The 20,153-nt window shown below is 42.2% G+C and carries 23 protein-coding genes; 12 read left to right on the top strand and 11 right to left on the bottom strand.

Translation table 11 applies throughout. The features are described from left to right. Positions 1–155 precede the first annotated feature (155 nt). The gene (locus BMZ28_RS11580; protein ID WP_047781677.1) at positions 156–1,256 is read left to right on the top strand and encodes a GGDEF domain-containing protein; all 1,101 of its coding nucleotides are present in this window, start codon (positions 156–158) and stop codon (positions 1,254–1,256) included. Positions 1,257–1,264: 8 nt separating this feature from the next. On the opposite strand, the gene BMZ28_RS11585 is transcribed toward BMZ28_RS11580, so the two are convergent. From BMZ28_RS11585 to BMZ28_RS11600, 4 genes are all read right to left on the bottom strand, one after another. Continuing rightward, positions 1,265–2,566, bottom strand: a complete 1,302-nt coding sequence (locus tag BMZ28_RS11585; protein WP_074823376.1) for a polysaccharide deacetylase family protein — start codon at positions 2,564–2,566, stop codon at positions 1,265–1,267. Between the two features lie 117 nt (positions 2,567–2,683). Then, positions 2,684–3,295: a DUF1287 domain-containing protein gene (locus BMZ28_RS11590; protein WP_248296104.1), complete on the bottom strand. Its 612-nt coding sequence runs from the start codon at positions 3,293–3,295 to the stop codon at positions 2,684–2,686. A 44-nt stretch (positions 3,296–3,339) separates the two neighbouring features. Continuing rightward, positions 3,340–4,110, bottom strand: coding sequence for an ABC transporter permease (locus BMZ28_RS11595; RefSeq protein WP_047781679.1), 771 nt, complete (start codon positions 4,108–4,110; stop codon positions 3,340–3,342). Further along, entirely contained in the window at positions 4,107–5,033 is a 927-nt protein-coding gene (locus BMZ28_RS11600; RefSeq protein ID WP_047781680.1) for an ABC transporter ATP-binding protein, read from the bottom strand. Before BMZ28_RS11600 ends, BMZ28_RS11595 begins: the two co-directional genes overlap by 4 nt. 313 nt (positions 5,034–5,346) lie before the next feature. Here BMZ28_RS11600 and can point away from each other — a divergent pair, with 313 nt between their 5' ends. Further along, on the top strand, positions 5,347–6,000 hold the full coding sequence (gene can / locus BMZ28_RS11605) for a carbonate dehydratase (RefSeq protein WP_047781681.1): 654 nt from the start codon (positions 5,347–5,349) through the stop codon (positions 5,998–6,000). 73 nt (positions 6,001–6,073) lie between these two features. On the opposite strand, the gene hpt is transcribed toward can, so the two are convergent. Both hpt and BMZ28_RS11615 read right to left on the bottom strand, forming a co-directional pair. Then, positions 6,074–6,610 carry a hypoxanthine phosphoribosyltransferase gene (gene hpt / locus BMZ28_RS11610; RefSeq protein ID WP_047781682.1) on the bottom strand — a complete coding sequence of 179 codons (537 nt, stop codon included), beginning with the start codon at positions 6,608–6,610 and terminating at the stop codon, positions 6,074–6,076. Between the two features lie 180 nt (positions 6,611–6,790). Continuing rightward, positions 6,791–7,459 (bottom strand): TetR/AcrR family transcriptional regulator, encoded by a 669-nt coding sequence (locus BMZ28_RS11615; protein WP_047781683.1) that lies wholly within the window; start codon positions 7,457–7,459, stop codon positions 6,791–6,793. A 117-nt stretch (positions 7,460–7,576) separates the two neighbouring features. On the opposite strand from BMZ28_RS11615, the gene BMZ28_RS11620 reads away from it, so the two are divergent. Continuing rightward, a complete protein-coding gene (locus BMZ28_RS11620) occupies positions 7,577–8,788 on the top strand; it encodes a Tm-1-like ATP-binding domain-containing protein (RefSeq protein WP_074823383.1) in 1,212 nt (403 codons plus the stop codon). 157 nt (positions 8,789–8,945) lie between these two features. Next, complete coding sequence (locus tag BMZ28_RS11625) at positions 8,946–9,266, top strand: Dabb family protein (protein WP_047781685.1); 321 nt, start codon at positions 8,946–8,948, stop codon at positions 9,264–9,266. Between the two features lie 94 nt (positions 9,267–9,360). Here the strand turns inward: BMZ28_RS11625 and BMZ28_RS11630 are convergent, their stop codons facing one another. Together BMZ28_RS11630 and BMZ28_RS11635 are read right to left on the bottom strand one after the other, a co-directional pair. Next, positions 9,361–9,642, bottom strand: coding sequence for a YdgH/BhsA/McbA family protein (locus BMZ28_RS11630; protein WP_074823386.1), 282 nt, complete (start codon positions 9,640–9,642; stop codon positions 9,361–9,363). 129 nt (positions 9,643–9,771) lie between these two features. Continuing rightward, entirely contained in the window at positions 9,772–10,041 is a 270-nt protein-coding gene (locus BMZ28_RS11635; protein WP_047781687.1) for a YdgH/BhsA/McbA-like domain containing protein, read from the bottom strand. Positions 10,042–10,515: 474 nt separating this feature from the next. Here BMZ28_RS11635 and BMZ28_RS11640 point away from each other — a divergent pair, with 474 nt between their 5' ends. The 4 genes from BMZ28_RS11640 (at position 10,516) to speD (ending at position 13,273) form a co-directional block, all read left to right on the top strand. Continuing rightward, positions 10,516–10,839 (top strand): helix-turn-helix domain-containing protein, encoded by a 324-nt coding sequence (locus BMZ28_RS11640; RefSeq protein ID WP_053007640.1) that lies wholly within the window; start codon positions 10,516–10,518, stop codon positions 10,837–10,839. Positions 10,840–11,053: 214 nt separating this feature from the next. Further along, on the top strand, positions 11,054–11,404 hold the full coding sequence (locus BMZ28_RS11645; RefSeq protein ID WP_047781688.1) for a YacC family pilotin-like protein: 351 nt from the start codon (positions 11,054–11,056) through the stop codon (positions 11,402–11,404). Between the two features lie 166 nt (positions 11,405–11,570). Continuing rightward, positions 11,571–12,428: a polyamine aminopropyltransferase gene (speE, locus tag BMZ28_RS11650; RefSeq protein WP_047781689.1), complete on the top strand. Its 858-nt coding sequence runs from the start codon at positions 11,571–11,573 to the stop codon at positions 12,426–12,428. Positions 12,429–12,472: 44 nt separating this feature from the next. Next, positions 12,473–13,273 carry an adenosylmethionine decarboxylase gene (gene speD / locus BMZ28_RS11655; RefSeq protein ID WP_047781690.1) on the top strand — a complete coding sequence of 267 codons (801 nt, stop codon included), beginning with the start codon at positions 12,473–12,475 and terminating at the stop codon, positions 13,271–13,273. Positions 13,274–13,319: 46 nt separating this feature from the next. Here speD and tyrA read toward each other — a convergent pair whose 3' ends face one another. Both tyrA and BMZ28_RS11665 read right to left on the bottom strand, forming a co-directional pair. Further along, on the bottom strand, positions 13,320–14,441 hold the full coding sequence (tyrA, locus tag BMZ28_RS11660) for a bifunctional chorismate mutase/prephenate dehydrogenase (protein ID WP_074823389.1): 1,122 nt from the start codon (positions 14,439–14,441) through the stop codon (positions 13,320–13,322). A 113-nt stretch (positions 14,442–14,554) separates the two neighbouring features. Further along, positions 14,555–15,622, bottom strand: a complete 1,068-nt coding sequence (locus tag BMZ28_RS11665; RefSeq protein ID WP_047782733.1) for a 3-deoxy-7-phosphoheptulonate synthase — start codon at positions 15,620–15,622, stop codon at positions 14,555–14,557. Between the two features lie 252 nt (positions 15,623–15,874). On the opposite strand from BMZ28_RS11665, the gene btsR reads away from it, so the two are divergent. Next, positions 15,875–16,591, top strand: a complete 717-nt coding sequence (gene btsR / locus BMZ28_RS11670) for a two-component system response regulator BtsR (RefSeq protein WP_047781692.1) — start codon at positions 15,875–15,877, stop codon at positions 16,589–16,591. A 60-nt stretch (positions 16,592–16,651) separates the two neighbouring features. Beyond that, positions 16,652–17,011, top strand: a complete 360-nt coding sequence (locus BMZ28_RS11675; protein WP_047781693.1) for a DUF2799 domain-containing protein — start codon at positions 16,652–16,654, stop codon at positions 17,009–17,011. 50 nt (positions 17,012–17,061) lie between these two features. On the opposite strand, the gene pspE is transcribed toward BMZ28_RS11675, so the two are convergent. Beyond that, complete coding sequence (gene pspE, locus BMZ28_RS11680; protein WP_047781694.1) at positions 17,062–17,376, bottom strand: thiosulfate sulfurtransferase PspE; 315 nt, start codon at positions 17,374–17,376, stop codon at positions 17,062–17,064. A gap of 547 nt (positions 17,377–17,923) precedes the next feature. Between pspE and BMZ28_RS11685 the strand changes: the two genes are divergently transcribed. Then, a complete protein-coding gene (locus BMZ28_RS11685) occupies positions 17,924–19,150 on the top strand; it encodes an MFS transporter (RefSeq protein ID WP_074823392.1) in 1,227 nt (408 codons plus the stop codon). Positions 19,151–19,392: 242 nt separating this feature from the next. Next, on the top strand, positions 19,393–19,734 hold the full coding sequence (locus BMZ28_RS11690; protein ID WP_047781696.1) for a hypothetical protein: 342 nt from the start codon (positions 19,393–19,395) through the stop codon (positions 19,732–19,734). Positions 19,735–20,153: the final 419 nt, after the last annotated feature.

Here is a 20,153-nt window from a genome sequence, read left to right on the forward strand (position 1 = left end):
ATCGTCACTAGGCGGATGACGTGATATACACGGTTTTAATTTTATCTATCTGCAGATTAATTAAGGATTATTTTTTACAAAGTTAAGCGCGTTATCTATGCTTAAATAATGAAATAGGGATATTACCATCCATTTAAAGCCTTCGGAGTTGTGCCATGTTTTTTGAAGGTATTATTATTAATATCAGCGTATTAATTGCTGGCTTTTACTTTATCTCCAAACTGTCCAGACTACCTTTAGATTCTCGAATCCCCGTAGGGAAAAAAATACAGATCGGTTTTTTTAATGGTCTACTCTGTTTTTTATTAATGAAATTCTCGATTTCAACCATTGATTACCCTCCGATAGACCTGAGGCATATTCCGCTGCTGATTGCCGCATGCTATGTTGGACCACTTGCTGCATTAATTACAGCAATCATCATTTCTATTTCCTGCATAATTATTAGCTTCACCGAAACCGGCACGATCGTTGCTATTAACTATTGCATTATTGGTCTGGTATTAACCGTTTGTTCATATTACATCCGTCGTTCAATACGCTATCGAGCCATATTATTTAGCATTATTACCCTTAGTTTTATCGTTATCGGCTACGCCTACAGCACTGGTCCAAACTTAGTCAAATTTGGCGAGTTTACCCTATTGATAACCTTATTCACTGCAGTGAGTATGTATCTGGCAATGATGTTGCTTAAAGATTTAAAACGCAAAAAACTAGAGATACTCACCTATCAAGGGCAAGCTCAACACGATTTTTTAACCAGTTTATTAAACAAACGGATGTTTGATCGGGCAATACGACACATTAATCAATATAAAGAAAATACCGTATTGATGCTGATAGATATTGATTACTTTAAAAAAGTTAACGATATATACGGTCATGACGCCGGAGATCTGGTGCTAAAAGAGATTGCTTCTATTCTGAACGCTCACACCGCCTACGGACAGAAGGTGTTTCGCATTGGTGGCGAGGAGTTTTCAGTCATCCTGATTGACTGTCCTGCTCCTCTGGCTAAAAAAATTGGCGAAGATATTTGCCGAGAAGTCGCGAACCATCCCTTTATACTCTCTAATGGCACCCGGATCCGCATTACGATATCCATTGGCATAAGTAGCAGCGGTCAAGACGGTGATAAAAATAGCCTTTCACTTTTCCGCCTCGCCGACCGCGCCTTATATCAGGCAAAGTCAGATGGTAGAAACCGCGTTTTTTACGCATCTGACGAGACTGTTCATCATCAAACAGTGTAATGAAACAGCTACTGTTTAGGCTGTATTGGTTTAACATCAGAACGTGTATTAGCAATACGTTCAGCCATCGCAGTAATTGAGTCTGTTTTTAAAATATAGAGTCGCTTAAGCGCAAATGGGTTATCACCCGGCTTCACTTTTCCTCTGACCGTGGTTACTGCTAAATGGTAGCCTGCCAGCCTCGCCGCCTGAATAGCGTCAGCGTTATAACCACCAAAAGGATAGGAAAGATAAATCACTTTTGGATTAAACTGGGTCAATGCCCGGCGAGAATGCTCAAAATCCAGTTCGATGTTATGTTCCGTACGGCTTAACAACACCGGCAGTTTATCATCGGAATAACGATGCAAAAAATGAGTATGGGACTGAATATCAAATACTTCCTGAATTTGTTTTAACTCACTAATACTCATAAACTGCAGATCATTAGGATCCCACGCCTGAGGGTGGCGCTTAATACGTGAAGAAATAATAAATGCGGTCGCCTGCAGATCATATTTCTTTAATACTGGATAAGCGTAGCGATATACCGACTTCAGCCCATCATCAAACGTCAGTACCAGCGCTTTAGCCGGAATATTAACGCTATTATTCAAATAACCTTCCAACTGATACAGCGAAATCGTTTCATATCCCGCTTCTTTCAAATACGCCATTTGACTATCAAACGCAGTATCCGATGTCGTGGTTGAGGTATGCCGAAAATACTTATTCTCGCTGTCTTTCAAAATATGGTGATAGGTTAGAATTGGAACGCCGTTATCCAGCTCACACTCATCAGCGCGGATGTATTTCGCATCATCACCAATATTAATTTCATACCAAAGTGAATCATCACTTTCTCTTAGCCGCCCTATAATCGGGTAGCGCAGGTTCTCTTCCAACACACCAAACACAGAGCTATTGTCCTTAGGATGATTATAAATAGTGGTTGGACGAACGGTAATTAAGTTCTGATTGATTTTCTGTAAATTAGTGAGCGCTAATCCGAGGATATTTTTTGATTTTCTCATCGGTAACACATCATCTCTGGAAATCAATCCATGCGCATTACCAAAAGTAAACTCGTAATAGTCTGAACTTAATGGGTAGACCATCATTTCTTCATCTTTATTCAGACGACCTACTTTAATAATGTTGTTACCAACCTGAGCTAAAATCTCACTGTCTTCAACAATACGAACCTGAACCGGAATCATCTCTTCATCGTTATATTCATTCTCGGTCTCAGAGTAAGCGTTGCTTGCTACAAACAATACAATCAATAAAGATAAAATAATCTGTGTGATAGAAAAACGTTTAAGGCTCATAAGCGATATATTTCTTATAGAAATAAAAATGATTGGCGGCAATGGGATTGAATATAACACATTGTTTTTATTCACACATAAAGCTAAACATGACTAAAATCCTATTGTCATGCCCGATTATTTCTTGAAGTAACGGTAATGTCCGCTAATCGACCATAGAAATAAAATATCTTCAGCCCGCACACCAGAACCTATATTGTGAACGACTAAAGGCCGCCCTTCTCGGGTATAACGGTCAGTCACAATACCTATATGTGGTAATCCATTATTTAGACGCCAGGAAACAATATCACCGGGTAAATAGTCCGAAGCGTTGCTTGTTACCTGCCGCTCCATTCTATGCCGTTTAAAATAAGTTTCAAGATTTGGCACGCGTCGATGATCAATATTTGTATCCGGCTTTTTCAGGCCCCAGATACGCGGATAAGCCGCAAAGTTAACTTTCATATCCTGATGTACCAAACGCTGTAAATCAGCCCCTTGAGCCCGTAGAGCTCGAATAACAACATCAGAACATACTCCGCGCGCTATCGGCACATCACCATCTGGATACGCTATCGATACATAGGCGGGATCGTAATACAGCGTCTTACCAATCTGCTGCTCAGCGCTAAGAGCCAACACTCGGTTATTGGGTTTTTCAATCAATCGCTCCGAGCGCTGGCCTTCCGCTTTTAAGGATGGATTAAACATCATTAACGGTGCAATCAGTAATATCAGCACCGTTATTATCCTGAAAGCATTCATCCTTGAATCCTTTAATCGTTACAAAATTAACTACGCAGCCCGCGTCCACGGGAAATTAACCACCAACTTAACAGATAAAAAACTGCAGTAAACGCCGTTAATACGCCAAAAGTTAACGCCAGCGAGACATCGGAGATCCCCAGAAAACCGTAACGGAAACCGCTGATCATATAAACGATCGGGTTAATTTTTGAAATAGCCTGCCAAACTGGTGGCAACAGGGTTAACGAGTAAAATACGCCCCCCAGATAAGTCAGTGGTGTTAACACAAAGGTTGGCACAATACTGATGTCATCGAAAGTTTCAGCAAAAATGGCATTAACCAGCCCACCCAAAGAGAACAGCACCGACGTCAACAATAACGTCACGGCAATCACCCACCATGAGTGCACTTCCAGCGAAACGAAGAACAACGAAACCAAAGTTACCAAGACACCAACACAAACTCCCCTTGCCACCCCACCACCGACAAAGCCGAGAATGATAATGTGGGTCGGCACCGGCGCTACCAGCAATTCTTCAATACTATGCTGGTATTTAGCACCAAAGAATGACGACGCCACATTAGAGTAGGAATTGGTAATCACCGACATCATAATCAAACCAGGAACAATGAACTGCATATAGTCCACGCCCTGCATGTCACCAATACGAGATCCAATCAGATTACCGAAGATAATAAAATAAAGCGTCATGGTAATCACTGGCGGTACCAGCGTCTGAACCCAGATACGACCGAAACGGGTGACCTCTTTGACCCAGATACTTTTTAGCGCAACCCAGTACAAATGAATCATTCCGTCTCTTCCTTATAATCATTAACCAAATGAACGAACAGTTCTTCGAGTCGGTTGGCTTTATTACGCATACTCAGAACGGATACACCCTGGGCACTAAGCTGAGCAAATACACTATTTAACCCCTGCTCTCTTTCTACATCGACTTCCAGCGTCGCCGTGTCAATCAGGCGGCTAACGTAGCCATCCAGCTGAGGAATAGGGCTTTTAGGCGCTAAATCAAGAATAAAGGTTTCTGACTTCAGCTTAGACAGCAGTTCGCGCATTGAGGTATTTTCTACCAGCTCACCCTGACGAATAATGCCAATATTACGGCACAGCATCTCTGCTTCTTCTAAATAGTGAGTGGTCAGGATAATGGTAATCCCTTGCTGATTCAGCTCTTTCAGGAATTGCCACATCGAACGACGCAGTTCAATATCTACGCCTGCCGTCGGTTCATCAAGAATCAGCAATTTTGGCTGATGCATTAAAGCTCTGGCGATCATCAAACGGCGTTTCATACCGCCGGAAAGACGCATCGCTTTCTCGTTGCGCTTTTCCCAAAGCTCCAGTCGCTGCAGATAAGTTTTCGCTCGATTAAGCGCTTCCTGACGAGGAACGCCGTAGTAACCGGCCTGCGTCACCACAATCTGCATGACGGTTTCAAATGGATTAAAGTTGAATTCCTGTGGAACCAGACCGAGCTGGCGCTTGGCATTCACCAAATCATTATCAATATCATAGCCAAACACCCGAACCTGGCCGGACGTTTTGTTGACCAAAGAGCTGATAATACCGATGGTTGTGGACTTTCCTGCTCCGTTAGGACCAAGCAGCGCATAAAAATCGCCGGCTTCCACGTTCAGATTTATGCCTCGCAACGCTTTCACACCACCGGCGTAAACCTTACTCAATTGCGATAATTCCAACGCGTATGTCATAAATTAGGGATTACCTTGTGTCAGATACTAAAAAAGACGATGAACTGAAATCTCTCTGACTTATATCGTAGTTCATCCGGTACATCTATACTTAATAGATTACAATTAGCACTATAGAAACATTTTTTTCAGGTATAAAATAAACTGATTATCGTTATCCCTCAACACCATAAAGGGACAACATCAGGTCCGCTTTCGAGCAAACAATCATCCGCAACTAACATCAGACTATAGTTAATCAGTGGTTCGGTTTTGAAAAACATGACCGTTACCTTATATTAACGCCATTGCAAACTGTGAGCTATTAAACTGTATGAAAGAAATTGAACGACTAATGCATAACAATGAGGTCTGGTCAGCCAGTATCAGTAACGATGATCCAGAGTTTTTTGAGCGTCTGGCATTGGCACAAAAACCACGTTTTCTATGGATTGGCTGCTCTGACAGCCGAGTGCCCGCCGAACGCTTAACCGGTCTGGAGCCGGGAGAACTGTTTGTTCATCGTAACGTTGCCAACCTGGTGATTCATACCGATCTTAACTGCCTGTCCGTTGTGCAATATGCCGTCGAAGTGCTGGAAGTAGAACACATTATTATTTGTGGGCACTATGATTGTGGCGGGGTTACCGCAGCAATTAATAATCCAGAACTAGGACTGATTAACAACTGGCTACTGCACATTCGCGACCTCTGGTACAAACACAGCTCATTAATTGGCGAATTTCCACCAGAAAAACGTGCCGATTTGCTCAGTGAAATTAACGTAGTTGAGCAAGTCTATAACCTGGGCCATTCCACTATTGTTCAGTCTGCCTGGAAAAGAGGTCAGAAAGTTCTGGTTCATGGTTGGGTATACGGTATGCAGGATGGAAAATTACGCGATTTGGAAGTCAGCGCTTCCAGCCGTGAATCACTTGAACTGTTATATCGCAAGGCTATTTCCACTCTGCTGGCAACAGATAAATAACCCACACTATCGTTAGTGGCTAAAATGGAACGTGATTAACATGCACGTTCCATTTTAATTATCTCAAGCGATCTTATTCGTCCAGCAATACCACTTTTCCGACATAAGGAAGATGGCGATAGCGTTGTGCATAGTCAATGCCGTAGCCCACAACAAACTCATCTTCAATAGAAAAACCGATATAATCAATCGGTACCTGAATTTCACGTCGGGAAGGTTTATCCAACAGAGTACATAGCGCGACTGAATTCGGCTCTCTCAGTTCCAGAATTTCCCGCACTTTAGTCAGCGTATAGCCGGTATCGATAATGTCTTCGACAATCAAGACATCTTTACCGCGGATATCTTCATCCAAATCTTTCAGAATTTTAACGTCACGGTTGCTACTCATGCTGCTGCCATAGCTGGATGCCGTAATAAAATCGACTTCATGATTAACCGTAATCATACGGCACAAATCGGCCATAAAAATAAAAGAACCACGCAGCAGACCGACCAAAACCAGCTCTCGACCGCTGTCACCATAACGTTCATTAATCTCTGAGGCGAGTTCAGCAATACGCGTTTTTACGTCTTGCTCGGTAAGCATAACTTCAACAATGTGTTTCATAGTGAAAAACCGATCAGGCGCACCGATCGTATTATCCTTTTGGACGGAAGAATAGAAAGCGCATGAGTTTAACACAACTCTGCTATTGGTGCGATGTGTTGCTTCAACAACAAATGGGGTAGGAGAATATCTGTACTAACAATCAAGATGGCCGGTTAGCGTGATTAACCGGCCATAAAATCAATTTTTAATTCCGGCATCTTCTTCAACCTGACGGACAATTGCTTTGCCCATCCATTGAACAACATCCTGAATTTGATCGGAATCCAGATTCCAAATGTCTTTAAACACCAGAAACACTTCGGAACCATAAATCAGAGAAAACGCGTGCTTCATACGTTCTAAATCATCTGAAGCCACTTTGTCTTTCATCGGTTCTGCGGCAAGCTCAACCAAGCGCTTGCGATTACCCCGAACAAATAACGTACTCTGGTCTTTCTCTTTATCCAGCTTCTGTGAGCGCAGGTCGGCCCACTGTTGTAAAGAAACCTGAAGCGCCGCGCGTAATGCCCCTTCATGTTTTTCCAACTGAGGATAAGCAAACTCCAACAGCGCTGAAATACGCTCACCAACGGTATTCTCTTGGGGAGCCCATTCCTGAATTGGCCCTAAACTTTCATCAACAATCGATGAAACCAAAACACTCTGGGTTGGAAAGTAGCGATAGGCCGTTGCACGTGAAACACCAGCTGCATTTGCCAATTCCGTGATCGAAGGAAACCACCCTTGTTCAAGCATATCCATCGCAGTGGAAATTAGCTTGTTAAGTGTACGAGCACGGGCACGCGTTAAAACCGGCTGCTGTTCATTTGAAGCGACTTTTTGTCCGTTCTGTAAGTCATTTCTCATTTTTTATACGATACCCCAGTCTCATTTTGGCTATTATGCATACATGCGTTAAAGTATGTAGCGTTCACTAGTTTTACACCCTCGTCTAAATAATTTCAGAGCCAAGGAAGTGTTACGATGAAAAAGAAATCGATTTATATTGCCACCACTTTTGATACAAAAAGTGAAGAGGCTTTGTACATTCGGGACCTGATTAATGCAACTGACCTTTTGGTCACTACCGTTGATTTATCTACAAAATCTGCAGAAAATGACTTTGACTCCACTATTTCAGCTCAAGAAGTGGCACGCTTTCATCCACTGGGTGAAAAAAGTGTGTTCTGCGGTGACCGCGGAAAATCAATGGTTGCCATGGCTCTAGCGTTCCAACACTTCCTGCTATCACGCGACGATGTTGCAGGTTTAATTGGTCTAGGGGGCTCCGGCGGTACCGCTTTAATTACCCCGGCAATGCAGGCTTTGCCTATTGGCATTCCCAAATTAATGGTTTCTACCATGGCTTCCGGTGACGTGGCTAACTATGTTGGTGCCAGCGATATCGCGATGCTCTATTCCGTTACCGATATTGCCGGATTAAACCGAATTTCTCGTCAAGTATTGGCTAATGCCGCTCATAGCATGGCTGGCGCGGTTAAATACTCAGTTCCTGAAGTCAAAAACGAAAAACCAGCGTTAGGATTAACCATGTTTGGCGTAACGACGCCTTGTATGCAAGCTATTTCGACACATCTGGCAGATAAATTTGACTGTCTAACCTTCCATGCCACCGGAACCGGCGGTATGGCAATGGAAAAACTGGCGGCCAGTCATCTACTCGACGGCATGCTGGACATCACCACCACCGAAATTTGTGATCACCTGTTCGGTGGCGTGTTGGCCTGTGGCCCAGATCGTCTGGATGTCGTAGCAGCCACTAAAATTCCTTATGTTGGCTCCTGCGGTGCACTGGACATGGTCAATTTCGGCAATCCTGAGACCATTCCCACCCACTATAAAGATCGCCTGTTTTATTCCCATAATGCACAGGTCACCCTGATGCGTACTACCAAAGAAGAGAATCAAAAGCTGGGCGAATGGATCGGTCATAAGCTGAACGCTTGTGAAGGTGAAGTGCGCTTTTTAATCCCTGAAGGTGGCGTATCAGCCTTGGATGCCCCAGGGCAGCTATTCTGGTCGCCGGAAAATGATGCCGCATTGTTTGAAGCATTGGAGAAAACGGTTATTCAAACCGAGCGTCGTCGCTTGATCCGCGTCCCTTACAATATTAACGAACCACAGTTTGCAGAAGCCGCCGTGGCCCAATTTAACGAAATTTGGCATAAGAAATAAGGTATTTTTAGAGTGCGAGTTCAATCGGGCGTTTACCAATAGAAATCGCACTGATAGCTCGCCGTCAATTCAGACGTATTGCACATTAATTTTACCAGGCTAAGCACCCGCGACCTGTTTGCGGGTTATAAATATTTAAGATCAAGGAATCGAGATTATGATGAAGCATATTGTGTTACTACAGTTCAAAGAAAGTCATACGCCAGAAGAAATCAAACATGCCTTTGCTCTGCTTGAAGGATTAGGCAAAACCATTCCTCAAATTAAGTCATTTAAATATGGTAAATACGACAGCAATGAAGGCATGAATCACGGTTTCGATTATGGCTTTGAAATTGAGTTTGATAATGCAGCAGACCGGGATATCTACCTATTCCACCCCGATCACGTTGCAGTGGCGGGCCAAGTCATCCCAATGTTAAGACATGGTACTGATTCACTGGTAGCCTTTGACTACGATCCTGCTAAAGGCCTGTAATAGCCGTTTGGCAAACGATAAAAATCCCCTCCGGTATTATCCGGTGGGGATTCAGATAGACTCATATAACTTGTTATATGTAACGTTTTATCTATTACTTTTTATATAGCTGTGCTGAAATCCGCCAATAGGGAGAGGTGTCGTAAGATCTTGCACCAATAATCCGATAATATAGCGCCCCCTGCTTTTCCGCTTTAGTCTCAATAGCCTTTACCGCTTCATCCAGCGTATCGGCCCTTACCGTCTCAGCAATCACTCCCATACTCTGGAGATTCATCTTTTCAACCTGATCGGTATTGATAACTTCGGTAATGGCATAAGCAGTATTGATGCAGAAAGTAAGAAACATGGCATACAGAATCGCGAACGCTTTCATTTTTCTGCCCCTTCAAGGATTCAAATACTGCTTATCATACGCCGGAAAAATCAACGGATAAAAATATTATTCCTCAGTGCTAGTTCTCATCTCCCCTGCGAACCTTATCTCTGGATTTCACTAAAAATATTAACGATAGATTTCTGCTGATACATGCCAGCTATTCGAGTTATCAGGAGATTCTGCAGCAATAACGCGATAGTAAGAGGCATTTTCGCTTTCAGCCTGTTTAGCCAAGGCATTGACTGCATCATCAAGATCGATAGCCTGAACCGATTTTGAAATAGACCCCATACTTTGTAATTGGCTGGCCTGCTGGCTGGTAACCTGAGTTGCTGCATAAGCTGAACCGACGCTAAAGGTTAATAACAGAGCGGCTAGAGTTGTTGAAACTTTCATGATGTTTACCTTCGTTGCTTATTTAAAATATTTGAATATCATAATAAAAATAACTTAAATTACGATAGAAGAATAAATCAATGCATTGATTAAATTGATAAATTAATAAAAATCTAAGTCAATTTAATTCAATCTATGCAAGGATAATAAAACTAAAAATGTGATCCAGATTAGCTTTTAATGCTCATTTTTTTTAACATATGTACAAATAACCAACAAAAAAACCACGCTTTTCAGCCCTGCTGCCCCTCGGTATTCCTTTGACTTTTAATGCTGTTTAATTTGACTCTTTTCCTTGCTTAAAATACTGTACCGTACAGTACTAAATGTGAGAGTGATAATAGAAGATTGGTAATAAATTAGGCTGCAACTGCCATCTGTATATGTTGAGTTATAGCCATCAGATGCTGCTACAAGCTGAAATAATCTTAGCCAATCGACGCCGGTTCTAAAATCAACAAAAGGTAATGAGTTATGCTTCAAACCACCATTATTAAAGAGTTAGTCAATTGGATTGAAGGTCATCTGGAGGAGCCATTAACCGTTAAGCGGGTTGCAACTAAATCAGGTTATTCCCAATGGCATTTACAGCGGTTATTTAAAGACACTACCGGTGATTCTCTGGCTTACTATATTCGTAAAAAACGCTTACAAAATGCCGCTTCAGAGTTAAAACAAAGCAAAAGAACCATCGCTGATATTGCCTACCAATACCAGTTTGATTCTCAACAGAGTTTTACCCGAGCCTTTAAGAAAATGTTCTCTACAACGCCATCAGATTACCGTTATCACAGTTAAAGATAAACGAGGAAAAAATGATCGGTAAAATAGGAAAAGTCATGGTTCATCAGCATCCGAAAAGATGAATCTGACTTTCCCAAGCTGACACATCTAATATCATCAGCCAAAGTAGACTAAAACTCCACCATTGGTAGATAGCCGAACAAAAAAGTTTTCTCAATGCATTACAATATGCTAACGTCATAACATTAATAAAATTAATGTCGATATAATGAATAATAAATCTATTTTTACCCTCCCATTACTACTGCTGTCACTTGTCGGGTTTTCATCAACCTGCCAAGCGCTAACAGAATCGGAAGCTGAAGAATTAGCCGACCTTACCGCGGTATTCTTCTATCTGAAAAGAGAGTGCGGGTACCAAGACCTGCCTATCCCCGAGATCAAACGAGCGTTGATCTATTTTGCACAACAAAACCGTTGGGATTTAAGCAACTACAATCAAATCAATATGGAAGCCCTGGGGCAGTCCAGCTATAACGATTTAAAAAAAATCCCGATTCCTCAAGAGATTAAGTGTAAAGCCCTATCCAAAGATTCATTCGGTATCATGGCCCACTAACGGCCGACAGCGCTTTACTCTTTTGCCCTTACTCCGCCGTGATCCTAAAAACCAGCCGATTAATTATCTGAGAAAACAAATGAATAGCCATTAATCGTGCATAACGACAGTGAGTCCGTTATTATAACGCGCTCACTTTTTTGTCCGATACAAAGGATTCGCGGTAATGTCTGATAAAGAGATCTGGTTTGAAACGCTACATAGCGGCTTTGGGCAGTTTTTTTCCATTAAGAAAACCTTATATCACAATAAAACCGACCATCAGGATCTGATCATTTTTGAAAATGATGTTATGGGTCGCGTTATGGCTCTGGATGGCGTCGTGCAAACGACAGAGCGCGATGAATTTATTTATCATGAAATGATGGCCCATATCCCCATTTTCGCTCACGGTAAAGCCAAGCGAATCCTGATTATTGGCGGTGGTGATGGAGGAATGCTACGCGAAGTCTGTCGTCACCAAGGCGTAGAGCACATCACCATGGTGGAAATCGATGCCAACGTGGTTGAATTCTGCCGTGAATACTTGCCACACCACAGCGCGGGTTCCTATGAAGATCCTCGTTTTAATCTGGTAATTGAAGACGGCGTTAACTTCGTTAACCAAACCGAGCTGAAATTCGACGTGATCATCTCCGACTGTACCGACCCTATCGGCCCGGGAGAAAGCCTGTTTACCTCTGATTTCTATCAGGGATGTGCCCGCTGCCTCAATGAAAATGGCATCTTTGTTGCCCAAAATGGTGTGTGCTTTTTACAACAGGATGAAGCCGTTAATAGTCACCAAAAGCTCGCCAATTACTTTGAAGACGTCAGTTTTTATCAGGCAGCCATTCCAACCTATTACGGTGGAATCATGACTTTTGCTTGGGCAAGCCAGAACCCTCAATTACGTCACCATCAGTTAACAACTATAGAATCCCGATTTACAGCATCAGGCATGCACTGTCGCTATTACAATCCGGCGATACACCTTGGTAGTTTTGCCTTACCGCAATATTTACAAGATGCATTATCCCAATAATAATATCTCTTTCTATCAACCTGAACATAAGGCGGTGACCCAAATTGCATAAGCTAAAACTGCACGGCTTCAATAACTTAACCAAAAGCCTGAGTTTTTGTATTTATGATATCTGTTATGCCAAAACGGCCCATGACAGAGAGCAATACATTGCTTACATCGATGAACAATATAACGCGAATCGGCTAACTGAAATCCTGAGCGAAACCTGTTCAATTATTGGCGCAAATATTCTCAATATTGCCCGTCAGGATTACGATCCTCAGGGTGCCAGCGTCACTATTTTGATTAGCGAAGAACCGATAGATCCCAGCCTGGTAGACCAGTCTGAACATCCCGGTCCGCTGCCTGATTCAGTCGTTGCCCACTTGGATAAAAGCCATATCTGTGTTCATACTTATCCTGAAAGCCATCCCCAAGGCGGGCTCTGTACTTTCCGGGCAGATATCGAAGTGTCGACCTGTGGTGTGATTTCTCCGTTAAAAGCGCTCAATTATCTGATTCATCAGCTTGAGTCCGATATTGTCACTCTGGACTACCGAGTACGCGGTTTTACTCGCGATATCAGTGGCGTAAAACACTATATCGACCATCAAATTAACTCCATCCAGAATTTTATGACGGCAGACATTACGTCGCTTTACCATATGGTGGACGTAAATGTTTATCAGGAGAATATCTTTCATACCAAGATGATGCTGAAAGAGTTCGACCTCGATCATTACCTGTTTAATGCTAAGCCGGAAGATTTGGATAAGAATGAACGCCAATATATCACGCGTTTGTTGCGTAAAGAGATGCAGGAAATTTACTACGGTAGAAACATGCCTGAAGTGACGATCTGACGCTACGCAGCGCCACGCCCGACGGGCGTGGCAACGTTAACATCGTTTATTGTCGACTATCATTAGCCTGACGCAACAGCGTACGACTTTCGTTTAAGAAGTGCGTTGCATAGTCACCAAACCACGCTTTTACCTGATTAAAGTTATCGATAAACTCCGCTTTATCGCCATTCTCCAACCAACCAATAGCATCACCAAAGCAGGCATAATAGCGTTTAATCAATGCCAGGTTATCTTTGGACGACATAATGATATCCGCATACAGCTCAGCATCTTGAGCAAACAGGCGGCCAATCATCGCCAGTTCCAAACGATAAATCGGTGAAGACAGCGCTAACAGCTGTTCAAGCTGCACCTTCTCATGGGAGAGGTTTAGCCCATAGGTAAAGGTAGCAAAGTGACGTAATGCCTGAATAAATGCCATATTTTTATCGTGTTCTACAGCATTGATCGCCTGTAGCTTGGCACCCCACACCTGAAGCTGCTGTAAAAACCACTGATACGCATCTGGCTGACGTCCATCACAATAAGCAATAACCTGCTTAGCCAAACTACCTACATCAGGGCCAAACATCGGGTGCAAACCGAGTACTGGTCCGCTATGGACGTCCAACATCGCCTGCAATGGCGGACTCTTCACCGATGCTAAATCCACCAGAATACACGCCTCTGGTAGCTTAGGCAGTCGCTGAATAACCTGTTCAGTAATATGAATCGGTACGCTGACCATCACCATTCCTGCTCCAGATAGAATGCTTTCAGCATCAGGCCAGTCATTCTGCTCCAGCACGCGAACCTGATAGCCGGAGAGCTTAAGCAATTTACTGAACAGCTGTCCCATTTTGCCCTGACCACCAACAATCACGATCGGCCCCATCTCCGGCTTTAATGTCTTAAAGCCTTTATCGTTTTCACTGGTGTAGGATTCACGCATAATGCGACGCAGCACATCTTCGATTAAATCAGGCGGCACACCAAGTTGCTGCGCTTCTTCACGTCGAGAAGCCAGCATACTGATTTCACGTTCAGGAACATAAATAGGTAAACCATATTGGCTCTTTACCTCTCCGACTTCTGCAACCAGATCCAACCGTTTTGCCAGCAGTTTTAATAACGCTTTATCAACTTCGTCAATCTGATCGCGCAGGGTCGTCAGCTCAGCCACCATTTGTCTTATATCTCCTAAAACAGAACGCTATATGCTCTTATTCTAATAAGCACTTCGTCGCCCAATGGCGACGAAGTTCGATAAGTTAATATATCAATAAATGTTGATAAAAATCACTGACAAACTAGCTCTCGCTGTTTTAACTCCTGATGTACACGACGCAGCAAAGTATCGGTGGTTTCCCAGTTGATACAGGCATCCGTCACGGAAACACCGTAACGCATATCGCTGCGCGGCTGTTCTGATGATTGATTACCTTCATGAATATTACTTTCTAACATCAGACCAATGATGGAGCGATTACCCGCTTTAATCTGTTCCAAACAGGAATAAACCACCTCTGACTGGCGACGGAAGTCTTTATTCGAATTACCGTGGCTACAGTCAATCATCAGTGCAGGGTTCAAGCCCGCCTTTTTCATCTGCTCTTCACAGGCCTGAACATGTTCGGCCTCATAGTTAGGGGTTTTACCACCGCGCAGAATAACATGACCGTTTGGGTTACCCTGCGTTTGTAGCAGACAGACCTGACCGGACTGATTAATCCCCACAAAACGGTGAGGCATTGCAGCCGCTTTCATCGCATTAATGGCTGTACCCAAGCTGCCATCGGTGCCATTTTTAAAACCAACCGGCATAGAAAGACCTGATGCCATTTCACGGTGGGTCTGAGACTCGGTAGTACGTGCACCAATCGCTGACCAGCTAAACAGATCGCCCAAATATTGTGGACTGTTAGGATCCAGCGCCTCGGTGGCTAACGGTAATCCCATTGAAACCAGTTCAAGCAGTAATTTGCGAGCCAAATGCAAACCATGTTCAACATCAAAAGAACCATCCATATGTGGATCGTTAATCAGCCCTTTCCAACCAACGGTAGTTCTTGGCTTCTCAAAATAGACGCGCATAACAATAAATAGTTGGTCTTTAGTTTCATCGGCTAATTTCTTTAATCGGTGAGCATACTCAATCGCCGCATCCGGGTCGTGAACCGAGCAAGGGCCACAAACCACCAACAAGCGCTTGTCACGCCCGTGTAAAATATCCGAAATAGTCTGACGAGAAGCAGAAATACTCCCTTCATCGATAGCGCTGAGTGGATACTTAGCTTTTAGCTCTTCTGGCGTAATCAAAACCTGCTCGTCACTAATATTGACGTTATTTAATTTATCTTTTTGCATGATCATTTTTTATTCCTTAAAACCATCCAACCCAACAAGGTTAAAACACCAGATATTGAAGAGAATATAACACTACCAGCCAAGTGTAAACTTTATAATCCATTAATGTAAACATATTTTTACTATCAATTTTACAGTAGGATAAAAATGAGAAAAAATCGCTAAACAAGCGGAGACAACATTTATCTTAACTGGCTGAAATGCACAGATAGAGACTCTCATGTTAAACTAGCCAAAATCGGTGGAGGAAATATGTTTAGAGCGCTTATTGTTGATGATGAACAACCGGCCAGAGAAGAATTGGCTGAATTACTTGCTGAAGTAGACGACCTCACTGTCGTAGGCGAGTGCAGCAATGCTCTGGAAGCTATTCAGGCGATTCACCGCCTACAGCCGGATGTGGTTTTTTTAGATATTCAAATGCCAAGAATTAGCGGATTAGAGATGACCGCAATGCTCGATCCCGCCACCATGCCGCATATTGTGTTCACGACCGCTTATGATGAATATGCCATCAAAGCTTTCGAGCAAGATGCTTTTGATTACCTGCTGAAACCCATCGATTATCAAAGGCTATCTAAAACCATTGAGCGGTTAAAAAACGCCAAATCTGTAAACAATAGTTTACACATCATGAGTGATATAGCACTAAAACATATTCCTTGTTATGGGCACAATCGTATTTTTTTACTTCGTCTGGAAGAAGTTGAATATCTCAGTTCAGAAATCAGTGGGGTACATGTCGTTGGTATTCACCAAAGCGGCTATACTCAGCTCACATTGAAAATACTGGAAGAAAAAACGCCCTTTGCTCGTTGCCATCGTCAACATCTGGTTAATCTCGATCGAGTCAGCGAAATTCAACTATTGGATAATGGTGCTGCCGAAGTCATTACCCGGGCAGGTAAACATATTCCTGTCAGCCGGCGTTACTTAAAACCGCTAAAAGAACAGTTGGGCATTGTGTAAAATATGACGACCTGCTGCGCTGAATAGTTTTGCAAATAAAGGCTCACCAAAGGCTATAAGATGAAAGACATTATCGCATTGATCCTTACCCTAACCCTGACCGGTTGTTCTTCTGAAGGCACCATGCCTGGCGATCTAGAGACTCATGCCCCGACCTCTAAATGGTTTGATATTGGCTATCAGGAAGCCGCATCGGGCAACGATATAAAAGAGGATACGGTTCTGTCCGAATGGTATGGCGAAGAAGATATCAATCGCCAAGCCTATCTACAAGGCTATGCCAAAGGCCAGACAGTGTTGTGCAAATCAGAAAATATCATTGAACTGGCTAAAGCCGGAAAAGAATATCCTGCGAGTTGCAATAGCGTTTCTAACGCTGAACAGCTTAAGCAGGGCTGGCGGCAACTCGTAGAAAAATAATCGATATTAGTTACCGCAGCTCCCTATTAGGGCCACACCGAAAATCAGTATTATTGACTGATTTTCGGCTGCGCTATCTGGTTAATGCCGCCTTCATTAAGCACGTTGGTATAACCCATCTCTAACAACGCCTGTTGAGCCAATCCCGATTGGCGCCCGGAATTACAATAAAGATGAACCGTATCGTCTTTGTTTTTAACCTGACTAGCCACTTCAGCAGTTAACTGTTTGAGTGGAATATTAATCGCACCCTGAATATGTTCAGATTGATATTGTTCCGGTATACGAACATCAATCCAATACTCTGCGGCTAAAACAGAAGTGCTACACAAGAACACGATCAACAGTAAACCTTGTCTGAACATAAAATATCTCCCTGAAAAACAAACCCAAAACAAAAAAGTAATATAACGTCACCGATAGATTAAATAATATCATGACAAAAAAATGTGATCGGCGGCAGCCTCTATGACTGGCTTATTCCTTTATCGATTTACCCTGCCAATAAGGGAGGTAGGAAATGTTGTCTCTGCGATATAACCTTCTAAATACCAAAAAATTAATTTAATTCTGTATCGTTGATAAAATTTTTTGATAATTAAAAATTATTTTATTGATGAAGCAATATCAAATAAAATTAAAAAATCATTTAAATACATAAAGCTATAGAAAAACCAGCCATATAAGTCAATTATATTTAAAAATAGAGCGCTGACTGTCAAATTAAACTAACCAATAATCAGCAATTGATCCCCATCACACACGATCCGTGCTAAAAACATTACTTTCTCTATATACGCAATACTTTCCTCTCCCTTGAGTTTAGGAGAAATATGAAAAGGTTACATTTAGAACAATAAATATAATTCCATTAATTCCTACCTATTAAAACCTGCTATAAAGGAATGCCTTATGAATAATAATAGTAAAAATACATTGATGCCCTACTGGATTAGAATGGTCATTATATTCTTCCTCGGTTGGGTCGCCATCTACGCGGGAAGAACCGTTCTTAGCCCCATAATGCCGATGATCCAGACTGATTTCGGACTATCAAAAACAGAACTCGGCATGATCAGCAGTTTGTTCTTTCTGGCCTATACTGCACTACAAATTCCAGCGGGTATTCTTGGGGATAAAGTCGGCCGTAAGAAAATTATGGTTCAGGGCTTTGTACTATTTGCCATTTTCATCGCTTCTATCAGTATTTCTCCATCGTTTCTTATTTTTATCGTCTTATGGATGCTGACCGGTGCTTCACAGGGTGCCTATTATGGTCCACAGTATGCCCTGTCATCTGAAGCTATTCCGAAAAAATGGATTACGCTGGGTAGCGCCATTATCGGTAGTGGTATGTCCTTTGGTATCGCCATCGGTTACTACTTATCCAGCACCATGATTCAGACGTTTAATACTTCATGGAAAATGCCGTTTTTGGTGATTGCCGTTCCTATTTTTGCTATCGCCATGCTGATGCTGTTTTTCATTAAAGAAAAAGCACCGGTGACCGAGCCCGTCGTCAATACAGCAAAAGCACAAGAACCCGCAGAAGCCTTCAGCTTCTGGGATCTGTTTAAAAACCGCAACCTGCTGTTAGCCTACATCACCATATTCTGCTCGATCTACGGCTTCTTTGTAATTATTACCTGGCTACCCTACTACCTACAGCAAGAACGCGGTATGGATATCGTTAAAGCCGCTGGTATTGCTTCCATTGTTCCATGGATTTCTGTAATAGGGACGTTAATCTGTAGTTATGCCTCCGATAAGATGGGTAGAAGAAAGCCGGTTGTTCTGTTTATGCTACCGTTATCATTAGTCGCTATTTTTGGCATTGTTTATTCAACCTCAGAAGCTACATTGATTGCCGTTCTGATTCTGTATGGCTTTATCGGTAAAATCAGTCTGAACCCAGTATTGGTCGCACTGGTGGCCGATAATGCGCCAAAAGCCTCACTGAGTACCGCTTTCGGGCTGTATAACTTCTTCGGTATGGCATCGTCAATCGTCGCCCCAATTATGACGGGTTTTCTGGCGGACAAAACCGGCAGCCTAAACACCGGTTTCTATTGCGCTGCGGTCATAACCGTTGTGGGTATTGTTGCTATGTTGTTTGTGACAGAAAAACAAAAACAGTAAGCGCGATGACATGAATAACACAGCCAGTCAGCTAAACCAGCGACTGGCTGTTTTTTTAAGCTCAGCGATTCGAGCAATACTCTTTTCAGCCTCCCCCCTCTTTAATTAACAGCACAACACAAATCCCCAAATCTACAAATGGATAGTTAGACCTCAATAAAATCATCCTCACAAATCAATTGACTGACCGTCAGTCTAGTTAGTACTATCAATGCCAAGATATCAATCATATGGGGAGATTGATGTCACCACTTAAAGCGCTCAGGCATACGCCAAACGGCGGTAAATCAATCACCAACCTAATGGATAGCTCAAAGGTAAACAGAAGGAATAACAAAATGAGAAAATTAAAAGTTGAGAAGTATATTCACGATAAACTTGATGAATCCTTTATGGTTCCTGTGGCATTTATTCAGTTTTTAAATATAGCGGCACCCAATGCCGCGCTCTCTGAGCTCAAACAGGTTGGTTTTGATTTTCAACAAATCATAACGGCAAGTAAGCAAAATGAGCCGTATCAAACGTCGGTCGAAGTGGAAGAGAAAGGGATCATGAAAAGAATTGATATTAGCCTTGTTCAATAATATCTGCTGATAAAATGCAGCATCAAAAATGATGTGGGCAGTTGTTCATTTTTAGATTGCTCAAGATAAGAAGAACAAGGTTGTTATAATCAATCCCTGTTAATTTTACCTACTCCCCACATATATAAGGCCCAGTAATTAATATAGCTGTGCCTTATATATTTATATAGAAATACGTGAAGGGAAACGCTATTCACAATCAATTAGTTAAATTTATCTTTACATTAATATGGCTTAAAATAATATTTACACCACTAAACTCAACGCATGATGAAAAATTAAAATAACAAATAAAATCATATGGATAATCTAAAATTAAAACAATTTTTCAGCTTCTCTACACTATAAATAAAAATAAAGATTATTTGATTTTAAGTAGTTTCCATCATAATGATTTCAATAGAAATTCATACTCAATT

It is taken from the genome of Pragia fontium DSM 5563 = ATCC 49100, assembly GCF_900112475.1.
Classification (GTDB): Bacteria; Pseudomonadota; Gammaproteobacteria; order Enterobacterales; family Enterobacteriaceae; genus Pragia; species Pragia fontium.